General features: G+C 69.8%; 7 protein-coding genes and 1 tRNA gene. All 8 read right to left on the bottom strand.

Annotated features, from left to right (window positions below; genetic code table 11):
• Positions 1–122: 122 nt before the first annotated feature.
• Positions 123–199: transfer RNA gene (locus LCE31_RS11020), tRNA-Ile, on the bottom strand.
• 58 nt (positions 200–257) lie between these two features.
• Complete coding sequence (locus LCE31_RS11015; RefSeq protein ID WP_225013998.1) at positions 258–830, bottom strand: DUF3566 domain-containing protein; 573 nt, start codon at positions 828–830, stop codon at positions 258–260.
• Between the two features lie 90 nt (positions 831–920).
• On the bottom strand, positions 921–3,557 hold the full coding sequence (gene gyrA, locus LCE31_RS11010; protein ID WP_225013997.1) for a DNA gyrase subunit A: 2,637 nt from the start codon (positions 3,555–3,557) through the stop codon (positions 921–923).
• 197 nt (positions 3,558–3,754) lie between these two features.
• Positions 3,755–5,851 (bottom strand): DNA topoisomerase (ATP-hydrolyzing) subunit B, encoded by a 2,097-nt coding sequence (gene gyrB / locus LCE31_RS11005; protein ID WP_308042241.1) that lies wholly within the window; start codon positions 5,849–5,851, stop codon positions 3,755–3,757.
• A 663-nt stretch (positions 5,852–6,514) separates the two neighbouring features.
• Positions 6,515–7,063, bottom strand: coding sequence for a DUF721 domain-containing protein (locus LCE31_RS11000; protein WP_225013995.1), 549 nt, complete (start codon positions 7,061–7,063; stop codon positions 6,515–6,517).
• Positions 7,060–8,232 carry a DNA replication/repair protein RecF gene (recF, locus tag LCE31_RS10995; protein ID WP_225013994.1) on the bottom strand — a complete coding sequence of 391 codons (1,173 nt, stop codon included), beginning with the start codon at positions 8,230–8,232 and terminating at the stop codon, positions 7,060–7,062. Before recF ends, LCE31_RS11000 begins: the two co-directional genes overlap by 4 nt.
• A gap of 61 nt (positions 8,233–8,293) precedes the next feature.
• Positions 8,294–9,232 carry a phosphogluconate dehydrogenase (NAD(+)-dependent, decarboxylating) gene (gnd, locus tag LCE31_RS10990; RefSeq protein WP_225013993.1) on the bottom strand — a complete coding sequence of 313 codons (939 nt, stop codon included), beginning with the start codon at positions 9,230–9,232 and terminating at the stop codon, positions 8,294–8,296.
• Between the two features lie 76 nt (positions 9,233–9,308).
• The gene (gene dnaN / locus LCE31_RS10985) at positions 9,309–10,439 is read right to left on the bottom strand and encodes a DNA polymerase III subunit beta (RefSeq protein WP_225013992.1); all 1,131 of its coding nucleotides are present in this window, start codon (positions 10,437–10,439) and stop codon (positions 9,309–9,311) included.
• Positions 10,440–11,317 lie beyond the last annotated feature (878 nt).

Raw genomic sequence — 11,317 nt, 5'->3', positions numbered from 1 at the left:
CCACACCACCCGCCGCTGCCCCGGCGGCCGACGAACCCCGTCCCCCGCACGCCTCATGACAGCCGGTGTCGACCAGTGGCACAAAAAGGCCCCCGGACCAATGGTCCGGGGGCCTTTCGCGCTGGTGGGGCTAACAGGATTTGAACCTGTGGCCTCATCCTTATCAGGGATGCGCTCTAACCAACTGAGCTATAGCCCCGCGCTGCCCCTGAAGATTAGCGCACTTCAGGGCCAGTCCCAAAATCGGTAAACGTCCCTCACTCGTCCTCGGCGAGAGTGAGCTCAACGCCGCCCACGAAGCCCGCCGAGAGGTTGTAGATGAACGCGCCGAGCGTGCCGAGTGCTGTGGCGAGGACCACGTCGATGACCGCGATGATGCTCGTGAACATCAGCACGCGCGGGAGCGAGAGGAACGACTGGAGGTCGAACCCGTTGCTCTCGTTCGAGCCGGTGGCCTCGCTGATCGTGCCGCCGACGGTCGAGAAGACGCCCATCGCGTCCATGACCATCCACAGCACCGCCGCGGCGATGACCGTGCACACGCCGAGGGCGATCGACAGGAGGAAGCTGACCTTCATCACCGACCACGGGTCGGCCTTCGAGACGCGGAGTCTCGCCTTGCGCGTGCGGGGCGTCGTGCGCGCGCCCGTGCGCGGCTTGCGTACGCCGGTGGTGCCACCGCCGCCGCGGCCCCGGCCGCCGTGCGTGCCGCCGTCCCCCGGCTGCGGGTACGCCTGCGGCGGGTGGTACGGCTGCGCCGTCTGCTGCTGTGGCTGCGGCTTCGAGCCGTACGCCTCGTACGGGGGCTGCTGCCCCCGGGTGTCCGTCACCGTAACCCCCTGGGAGTCCGTGGCAGAGCCACGGGCGCTGTTAGCTCCTGAAGAAGAGGCCGATCCGGCGCCCGTGGTTCCACTCACGCTCTACTCCTCGTGCTCCCCGGTCGAGGGCTCCGTGCCCTCGGCCTCCTCGGCCCCGGCGGCCGCAGTGGTCCCGGGGGCCTCGTCCCCGTCGACCTCCTCGGCCTCGCGGCCTGCCTCGGCGTTGCGCGCGATCCCGACCACGGCATCGCGTTTGCCCAGGTTGATCAGCTGGACACCCATGGTGTCACGGCCCGTCTCCCGGACTTCGTTGACTCGCGTGCGGATCACACCGCCGCCCAGGGTGATGGCGAGGATCTCGTCGGTCTCCTCGACCACCAGCGCCCCGACCAGCGAGCCCCGGTCCTCCACGATCTTGGCCGCCTTGATGCCGAGACCGCCGCGGCCCTGGACGCGGTATTCGTCCACGTTGGTCCGCTTCGCGTAACCGCCGTCCGTGGCGGTGAATACGAACGTACCGGGCCTGACCACATTCATCGAGAGGAGTTCGTCCCCTTCGCGGAAACTCATCCCCTTCACCCCGGATGTCGCACGGCCCATGGGCCGCAGGGCGTCGTCCGTCGCCGTGAACCGGATCGACTGGGCCTTCCTGCTGATGAGCAGCAGGTCGTCCTCGGCCGACACCAGTTCCGCCCCGATCAGTTCGTCGTCCCGGCCGTCCTCCGTCTCCCGGAGGTTGATCGCGATGACACCACCCGAACGCGGTGAATCGTAGTCCTTCAGCGGGGTCTTCTTGACCAGCCCGGCCTTGGTGGCCAGAACCAGGTAGGGCACCGCCTCGTAGTCGCGGATCGCGAGGATCTCGGCGATCTGCTCGTCCGGCTGGAAGGCCAGCAGGTTGGCCACGTGCTGGCCGCGCGCCTCACGTCCGGCGTCGGGCAGTTCGTACGCCTTCGCCCGGTACACGCGGCCCTTGTTGGTGAAGAACAGCAGCCAGTGGTGCGTCGTCGACACGAAGAAGTGGTCGACGATGTCGTCCTCCTTCAGCTTCGTGCCCCGTACGCCCTTGCCGCCGCGCTTCTGCGAGCGGTAGTCGTCCGTCTTGGTGCGCTTGACGTAGCCGCCGCGGGTGATCGTGACGACGATGTCCTCCTCGGCGATCAGGTCCTCGATGGACATGTCGCCGTCGAAGGGCACCAGCTTGGAGCGCCGGTCGTCGCCGTACTTCTCGACGATGACGGCCAGCTCCTCGCGGACGATGGCCCGCTGCCGCTCCTCGGAGGCCAGGATCGCGTTGTACTCGCGAATCTTCGCCTCCAGTTCGTCGTGCTCGGCGACGATCTTCTGCCGCTCCAGGGCGGCGAGGCGGCGCAGCTGCATCTCCAGGATCGCGTTGGCCTGGATCTCGTCGATCTCCAGCAGGCCCATCAGGCCCGTGCGCGCGACGTCGACCGTCTCGCTGCGCCGGATCAGCGCGATGACCTCGTCGATCGCGTCGAGCGCCTTGAGCAGGCCGCGCAGGATGTGGGCCCGCTCCTCCGCCTTGCGCAGGCGGAAGCGCGTACGGCGGACGATGACCTCGATCTGGTGCGCCACCCAGTGCCGGATGAACGCGTCGAGGGAGAGCGTGCGCGGCACCCCGTCGACCAGCGCCAGCATGTTGGCGCCGAAGTTCGACTGGAGGTCGGTGTGCTTGTACAGGTTGTTCAGGACGACCTTGGCGACGGCGTCCCGCTTCAGGACGATCACCAGGCGCTGGCCCGTGCGTGACGACGTCTCGTCCCTGACGTCGGCGATGCCGCCGATCTTGCCGTCCTTGACCAGGTCGGCGATCTTCTGCGCGAGGTTGTCGGGGTTCGTCTGGTACGGCAGCTCGGTGACGACCAGGCACTGCCGGTTCTGGATCTCCTCGACCTCGACCACCGCGCGCATGGTGATCGAACCGCGGCCCGTACGGTACGTCTCCTCGATGCCCTTGCGGCCCACGACCAGCGCGCCGGTCGGGAAGTCGGGGCCCTTGATGCGCTCGATCAGCGCGTCGAGCAGCTCGTCGGGCGTCGCCTCGGGGTGCTCGAGCGCCCACTGGGCACCGGCCGCGACCTCCCGCAGGTTGTGCGGCGGAATGTTGGTCGCCATGCCGACGGCGATGCCGGCGGAACCGTTGATCAGCAGGTTCGGGAAGCGCGCCGGCAGGACCGTCGGCTCCTGGTTGCGGCCGTCGTAGTTGTCCGTGAAGTCGACGGTCTCCTCGTCGATGTCCCGGAGCATCTCCATCGACTGCGGCATCATCTTGCACTCGGTGTACCGCATGGCGGCGGCCGGGTCGTTGCCCGGAGAACCGAAGTTGCCGTTGGAGTCGACGAGCGGCATCCGCATCGACCAGGGCTGCGCGAGGCGCACCAGGGCGTCGTAGATCGACGAGTCGCCGTGCGGGTGGTACGTACCCATGACGTCGCCGACGACGCGCGCGCACTTGTAGAAGCCGCGCTCCGGCCGGTATCCGCCGTCGTACATCGCGTAGAGCACGCGGCGGTGCACGGGCTTCAGGCCGTCCCGTACGTCGGGCAGCGCACGCGACACGATGACGGACATCGCGTAGTCGAGGTACGAGCGCTGCATCTCCGTTTCGAGCCCGATGGGCTCCACGCGCAGCGCCAGGCCCTCCACGGCGGTCCCGTCGGGGAGCACGGGCCCTTCCGGGATCTCTGGTGGCGTGTCAGGGGTGTTCTCGTCGGCCATTGCTGGTCAGCTTTTCCTTTCGGCCCGTTTCGGCCTGTACGGATACGACGGCCTGTTGCGGCGTCCTCGTGGGGCGGCGTCCTCGCCGGGCGTCCTCGTGCGGTACGCGGCCGGCACCGGGCGGAGCCTGAGCCCGTACCGAGCTTGAGCTCGCACCGAGCGGGTACCGCACCGAGTCCGAGCCGCCCGCACGCGGCTCAGATGTCGAGGAAGCGGACGTCCTTGGCGTTGCGCTGGATGAAGGAGCGGCGTGCCTCGACGTCCTCACCCATCAGCACCGAGAACAGGTCGTCGGCCTGCGCGGCGTCGTCCAGGGTCACCTGGCCGAGCACCCGGTGGTCGATGTCCATCGTGGTGACGCGCAGCTCCTCGGCGTTCATCTCGCCGAGGCCCTTGAAGCGCTGGATCGAGTCCTCGCGGACCCGCTTGCCGTTCTGCCGGCCCAGCTGGATCAGGGCGTCGCGCTCGCGGTCCGAGTACGCGTACTGGACGTCGCCGCGCCCCCAGTCGATCTTGTAGAGCGGCGGGCGGGACAGGTAGACATGGCCCGCCTCGACCAGCGGACGCATGAAGCGGAACAGGAACGTCAGCAGCAGCGTGGTGATGTGCTGGCCGTCGACGTCGGCGTCCGCCATCAGAATGATCTTGTGATAGCGGAGCTTGTCGATGTCGAAGTCCTCGTGCACACCCGTGCCGAACGCCGAGATCAGCGCCTGCACCTCGGTGTTCTGGAGGATCTTGTCGACACGCGCCTTCTCGACGTTCAGGATCTTGCCGCGGATCGGCAGGATCGCCTGGTACATCGGGTCGCGGCCGGACTTCGCGGAACCGCCCGCGGAGTCACCCTCGACGATGAAGATCTCGCACTTCGTCGGGTCGTTCGACTGGCAGTCGCTCAGCTTGCCGGGCAGCGACGCCGACTCCAGCAGCCCCTTGCGGCGCGTGAGGTCGCGCGCCTTGCGGGCCGCGACGCGCGCGGTGGCCGCCTGGATGCCCTTGCGGATGATGTCCGCGGCCTCGTTGGGGTTGCGGTCGAACCAGTCGGTGAGGTGCTCGTGCACGACCTTCTGCACGAACGTCTTCGCCTCGGTGTTGCCGAGCTTGGTCTTCGTCTGGCCCTCGAACTGGGGCTCGCCCAGCTTGACCGAGATGATCGCCGTCAGACCCTCGCGGATGTCCTCGCCCGCGAGGTTCTCGTCCTTCTCACGCAGCAGCTTGCGCTCCCGCGCGTACCGGTTGACCAGGCCCGTCAGCGCGGCCCTGAAGCCCTCCTCGTGCGTACCGCCCTCATGCGTGTGGATGGTGTTCGCGAACGAGTACACGCCCTCGCTGTACTGCGTGTTCCACTGCATCGCGATCTCGACGGAGATGAGGCGCTCCTTGTCCTCGGCCTCCACGTCGATCACGGTGGGGTGGATCATCTCCCCCTTGCGGGAGTTGAGGTACGTGACGAAGTCGACGATGCCGCCCTCGTAGTGGTACGTCACCGACATCGCGGGCTGCTCGTCCGTGCCGTCCTCGGCGACGTCGCCGCCCGCCTGGCCCGCGCCCGCGACCGCCTTCGCCGACGCCCGCTCGTCGGTCAGCGTCAGGGTCAGGCCCTTGTTCAGGAAGGCCATCTCCTGGAAGCGCCGCGACAGCGTCTCGAAGGAGTAGTCCGTCGTCTCGAAGACGTCCGGGTCCGCCCAGAACGTGACGGTCGTGCCCGTCTCGGACGTCGCGGCGCCGCGCGCGAGCGGCGCCGTCGGCACGCCGAGCTTGTAGTCCTGCATCCAGTGGTAGCCGTCCCGCATGACGTCGACCGAGACCTTCGTCGACAGGGCGTTGACCACGGAGACACCGACGCCGTGCAGACCGCCGGAGACGGCGTACCCGCCACCGCCGAACTTGCCGCCCGCGTGCAGCACGGTCAGGACGACCTCGACGGCCGGCTTGCCCTCGGACGGCACGATGTCCACCGGGATGCCGCGGCCGTTGTCGACCACGCGCACGCCGCCGTCGGCCAGGATCGTGACGTCGATGCTGTCCGCGTGACCCGCGAGCGCCTCGTCGACCGAGTTGTCCACGACCTCCTGGACCAGGTGGTGGAGGCCGCGCTCACCGGTCGAGCCGATGTACATGCCGGGCCGCTTGCGGACCGCGTCCAGCCCTTCCAGCACCGTGATGGCGCTGGCGTCGTACGCATGCTTCACCTCGCCACCGTGCGCCTCGGCGGCGACGGGGGGCGTCTCTGACGGTGTCTTGTCTTGGGGGTTGCCGGAATCGGCCACGAAGCGCCCTTTCTGGCACAGCACAGGCCGTTCTCCGGCTCGCGGGAGCGGCTGCGTCGTTCGGCTTCTGTCGCTTTTAACGCGCTTGATGTGCTTGTCGACGGGGAGATCCCGCAAGCACCGCGGGATTCGCCGCCAGTCTACCGGTAGCGCCGACGTGAATGGGGGTTTGCCGGTACCTCAGTCCGCATGTGCCGCCCTCAGGGCGCCCTATCCGACTCCCCATATGTGCGACGGGGCTCCAAGAGGCTCAGAAGGGCACTCAGCGCTTCGGGCTGTCAACCCCTGGCTACCTACGGAAACCCTCCGCTTCCCGGCTACGTCGTCGCAGGTCAGAGGCGTATTTCCGACCCGCTCCCGGCCCGGGTCCGAGGGCCGGTGCCCGGGAGCGGGCGCGCGCCCGCGGGCGTTCGGTCCCACGAGGCGTCCGGGAGCGCTCCCGGATGGCCGATTCCCGCGGGGTCCCGATGGAGTCCGACATACGCACACATGACGCACATCACGTCGAAAGAAACGCCGTGTGGGCCGACGCCGGGGGCGCGTTTACATGATGGGTGGGTGGCCGGCCGCGTCGGCGGTGTCCGGTCCGTCACAGCCGACGCCGTCCCCGCCCGCGCCGGCCCGCCCGCCGAGTCCCGGCCCGCTCTGCGGCTCGGGCCGCCTCGGCCAGGCGTCGTCGGGGGCAGGTCAGCCGTACGTGTCGCCCGGGCCCCGGCTGCCCGGTGCGCGCAGCCGTCCGTACCGCTGCGGCGGGCCGCTCGGGCCGAGCACCTTGATCAGCCGCACGGTGCCGTGCCCGAGGTCCTCGTTCAGCCTGGCCAGCAGCCGCGGCGCCAGCAGCCGCAGCTGGGTCGCCCACGCCGTCGAGTCGCACAGGACCGTCAGGACCCGCTGGTCGTCCGCCTCGTCGAACCGGTCCGGCACGCAGTGCTTCGCCAGCTCCTCGCCGACGATCTGCGGCCAGCGCCCCATCACCCCGCCGACCGCCGCCGGGGCCTCCCAACCGCGTTCCGTGATCAGCCTGTTGATGGCCGCGCCCAGGGGCAGCGGATCGCGTCCGTCCGCCCGCGCGCCGGACCTGAGCCCGCCGCCGCGCCGTGCCTGCCTGCGCTCCCGCACGGCGTCGCCGCGCGCCTTCGCCTGCTCGCGGGCCGCCCTGAGCGCCACCCGCGCCAGGTCGACACCGGACGGCTCGCCGCCCTTGGGCGTTCCGCCGTCGTCTGCGCCGCCGCTCACAGCCGCTCCACCGTCCCGTCCGCCACCGAGAACCGCGTCCCGCTCAGTACGCCCGGCACGTCGTCGTCCACCGCCGCCGTCACGAGGACCTGCTCGCCGTGCGCCACCAGCTCGGCGAGCCGCTCCCGGCGCCGCACGTCCAGCTCGGCGAAGACGTCGTCGAGGACCAGCACCGGCTCGTTGCCCTCCGCCCGCAGCAGCTCGTACGAGGCGAGCCGCAGCGCCAGCGCGAACGACCAGGACTCGCCGTGGCTCGCGTACCCCTTCGCGGGCAGCTCCCCGAGCTTGAGCACCAGGTCGTCGCGGTGCGGTCCGACGAGCGTCACCCCGCGCTCGACCTCCTGTCTGCGCACCGACGCCAGCGCCGCGAGCAGCTGCTCGTACAGCTCCTCGCGGACCGGCGTCCCCCCTCCGGACGGCTCGCCGCCCGCGGCGCCGGCCGGACCCGCGCCCGCCTCGTGCGCCGCCGAGGACCGGTACTCCAGGGACACGGGCCCGCCGCCCGGTGCCACGTCGCCGTACGCCTTGTCGGCCAGCGGCCCCAGCACCGCGACGAGATCCGCGCGCTGCGCCAGCACCTCGGCGCCCACCCGCGCCAGATGCTGGTCCCACACGTCGAGCGTCGAGAGGTCCATTCCGCGTCCGCCGTGCCGCCGGGCCATCGCGGCCGACTTGAGCAGCGTGTTGCGCTGCTTGAGCACCCTGTCGTAATCCGACCGCACGCCGGCCATGCGCGGCGACCGCGCCGTCACCAGCTCGTCCAGGAACCGCCGGCGCTCGCCCGGGTCGCCCTTCACCAGCGCCAGGTCCTCGGGCGCGAACAGCACCGTCCGTACGATCCCCAGCACGTCACGCGGACGTACCTGCGAGGAGCGGTTGATCCTCGCGCGGTTGGCCCGGCCCGGATTGAGCTCGATCTCCACGAGCTGGGAACGCTCGCCCTGCGTCACCGACGCCCGGATCACCGCCCGCTCCGCGCCCGCCCTCACCAGCGGCGCGTCCGAGGAGACCCGGTGGCTGCCCAGGGTGGCCAGGTATCCGACCGCCTCGACCAGGTTCGTCTTCCCCTGGCCGTTGGCCCCCACGAAAACGCCCACGCCCGGACCGAGCGGCACCTCGATCCGGGCGTACGAGCGGAAGTCGGCCAGCGACAGATGCGTGACGTGCATGGATGTGCGCCGGCCTCCCGGTTGCGACCGCCGTCCGGCCGCCGACCGGGCAGCGGTCCGGCTACTTGTCGGACTTCTTCGTGCTCTTGGTGTTCTTGGTGCTCTTCATGGCCGCGGCCTCGGCGGCGTTGGCCTCGACCGCGTGGCCGCCGAACTGGTTGCGCAGCGCGGCGATCATCTTCATCTGCGGGGAGTCGTCCTGCCGCGACGCGAACCGGGCGAACAGCGACGCCGTGATCGCGGGCAGCGGCACCGCGTGGTCGATCGCGGCCTCGACCGTCCACCGGCCCTCGCCGGAGTCGTCCGCGTAGCCCTTGAGCTGCTCAAGATGCTCGTCGTCGTCCAGCGCGTTGACCGCGAGGTCCAGCAGCCAGGACCGGATGACCGTGCCCTCCTGCCAGGAGCGGAACACCTCGCGCACGTCCGTGACCGAGCCGACCTTCTCCAGCAGCTCCCAGCCCTCGGCATACGCCTGCATCATCGCGTACTCGATGCCGTTGTGGACCATCTTCGCGAAGTGGCCGGCGCCCACCTTGCCCGCGTGCACGGCGCCGAACTCGCCCTCGGGCTTCAGCGCGTCGAAGACCGGCCTGACCTTCGCGACGTCGTCCGGCGTACCGCCGTACATCAGCGCGTAGCCGTTCTCCAGGCCCCAGACGCCGCCCGAGACACCGCAGTCGACGAAGCCGATGCCCTTGATGCCCAGCTCGACCGCGTGCTTCTCGTCCTCGGTCCAGCGGGAGTTGCCGCCGTCCACGACGACGTCGCCCGGGGACAGCAGGTCGGCAAGCTCATCGATCGTGGACTGGGTGGGGGCGCCCGCCGGCACCATCGCCCAGACGACCCGCGGGCCCTTCAGCTTGTCCACAAGCTCCTTGAGGCTGTGCACATCCGCGATGTCGGGGTTGCGGTCGTACCCGATGACGGTGTGGCCCGCGCGGCGAAGACGCTCGCGCATGTTGCCGCCCATCTTGCCGAGACCGATGAGACCGAGCTCCATCAGGGATTCCTTAACGTCGTGGCGATGCGTACCCACCGGCGAGCCTACGCCGGGCCGCCCCGGCTCACCTGCGGGGTCAGCCGCTCAGCCGTACGGGCATGATCAGGTACTTGTACGCCTCGTCGGCCTCGGCATCCACCGCGGGACGACCGCTCAGCAGCGCGGGCTTCGTCGACGTCGTGAACGACAGCTGAGCGGCGGGCGAGTCGATCGCGCTCAGGCCGTCCAGCAGGAACGTCGGGTTGAAGGCGATCGAGATGTCGTCGCCCTCCAGCTGCGCGTCGACCCTTTCCACAGCCTGTGCGTCGTCGCTCGACCCGGCTTCCAGGATCAGCACGCCCTGCTCGAAACTGAGCCGCACCGGGGTGTTGCGCTCGGCGACCAGCGCCACGCGCTTGACGGCCTCGACGAACGGCGCCGTCTCGATCACCGCGACCGAGTTGAACTCCGTCGGGAACAGCGTCTTGTACTTCGGCAGGTCGCCTTCGAGGAGCCGCGTGGTCGTACGCCGGCCCGCGCCCTCGAAACCGATCAGGCCCTCACCGGCGCCCGAGCCCGCCAGGGCGAGCGTCACCGTGTCGCCGCTGGTCAGCGCCTTCGCGGTGTCCAGGAGCGTCTTCGCGGGCACCAGCGCGACCGCGGAGATGTCCGGTGCCTCCGGCTTCCACAGGAACTCGCGGACCGCGAACCGGTAGCGGTCCGTCGAGGCGAGGGTGACCGTGTCGCCCTCGATCTCGATCCGTACGCCGGTGAGCACCGGCAGCGTGTCGTCCCGGCCCGCGGCGATGGCCACCTGGGCGGCGGCCGACGCGAAGACCTCGCCGGGGACGGTGCCCGTGGCCGTCGGCATCTGCGGCAGCGCCGGGTACTCCTCCACAGGCAGTGTGTGGAGCGTGAACCGGGAGGAGCCGCAGACGACGGTCGCCCGTACACCGTCTGTGGAGATCTCCACCGGCCGGTTGGGCAGCGCCCGGCAGATGTCGGCGAGCAGGCGGCCGGAGACGAGGACCGTGCCGTCCTCCTCGACCTCCGCCTCCACCGAGACCCTGGCCGAGACCTCGTAGTCGAAGCTGGAGAAGCTCAGCGCACCGTCCTCGGCCTTCAGCAGCAGGCCCGCGAGGACCGGCGCCGGCGGACGGGCCGGGAGGCTGCGGGCCACCCAGGCCACCGCCTCCGCGAGTACATCGCGCTCCACCCGGATCTTCACCGTAAGCCCGCCTCCTGCTGTTGCTGCGCCCTGCTGGCCTTGTCGGCGCCGTCTCCAGGACCAAGGTCCGGGAAGGCCGCCGGGAACAGTCTGGCCTACGGGACTGACAGCTGTTGCTGCTCCCGGTCAAATCGCGGCGAGCGGGTCCGGGGCGAGTTACGCACAGCCCCCACTTCGAAGCGGATTCCCAGCTAACTCTATGTGGGAGTAGTAGTAGGGCCTGTGGAAACCGTGGATAACGCCATTGGCGCAGGTCAGACACGGTTTTCTGTCCACCGGCCCTGTGGGCCGCACCCGTGGACAAGTCGCCCCGACTGTGGACGGCCGGAAGTTCTGCACACCCCATGCACAGCTGAGGGCCACTTCTCCCCAGCTGCGTCCCCAGGTTTACCCACGTTGCCCACAGCCCAATCCGTGGACTTGGTGTGACGCCTTTCACTCGACCCGGTGAGAGGGCGTGTTCCGTTGCCGAACAGTGGACAGCGCTGTGGACGAGCTGTGGGTAACAGGCCCGTGCCTGTGGGCCGCCGGTGGACAAGTCCGAGGGGCGGTCGGTGCCGTTTTCGCCGTCCACAGGCTGTGGACGGCACTTCCCCACAAATCCCCAGGCGGTTGACCTGCCTTGATCATCCCCCGTCGAGGGCGGCTGTGGACACGATCTGGACAACGAAGAAGTCCCCAGGGTGTGGACGCCCGAAAACACCCAGATCTGTGGAGAAGCGGTTTGCCACCCGCCCGACCGGCTGGGATTCGAACAGGGGCCGGGTGGAGAGGGGCGGTGACATCCCCGTGAGAGACGTGCCGACGAGCGCCGGGGAGCGTCCGGGGAGCGCCGAAGTGCGTCCGAGGCGAGCACTGTGGAGCGCCCGGGGAGCGTT

Source organism: Streptomyces sp. 8L, from assembly GCF_020176795.1.
Taxonomy (GTDB): Bacteria; Actinomycetota; Actinomycetes; order Streptomycetales; family Streptomycetaceae; genus Streptomyces.
The sequence above is the reverse complement of the archived record's forward strand: the minus strand, read 5'-3'. Positions and strand labels throughout refer to the sequence as shown.

Excerpts from the sequence above, each read along its gene's own strand:
- gyrA (WP_225013997.1), bottom strand. The coding sequence starts at position 3,557 with ATGGCCGACGAGAACACCCCTGACACGCCACCAGAGATCCCGGAAGGG.
- recF (WP_225013994.1), bottom strand. The coding sequence starts at position 8,232 with ATGCACGTCACGCATCTGTCGCTGGCCGACTTCCGCTCGTACGCCCGG.
- gnd (WP_225013993.1), bottom strand. The coding sequence starts at position 9,232 with ATGGAGCTCGGTCTCATCGGTCTCGGCAAGATGGGCGGCAACATGCGC.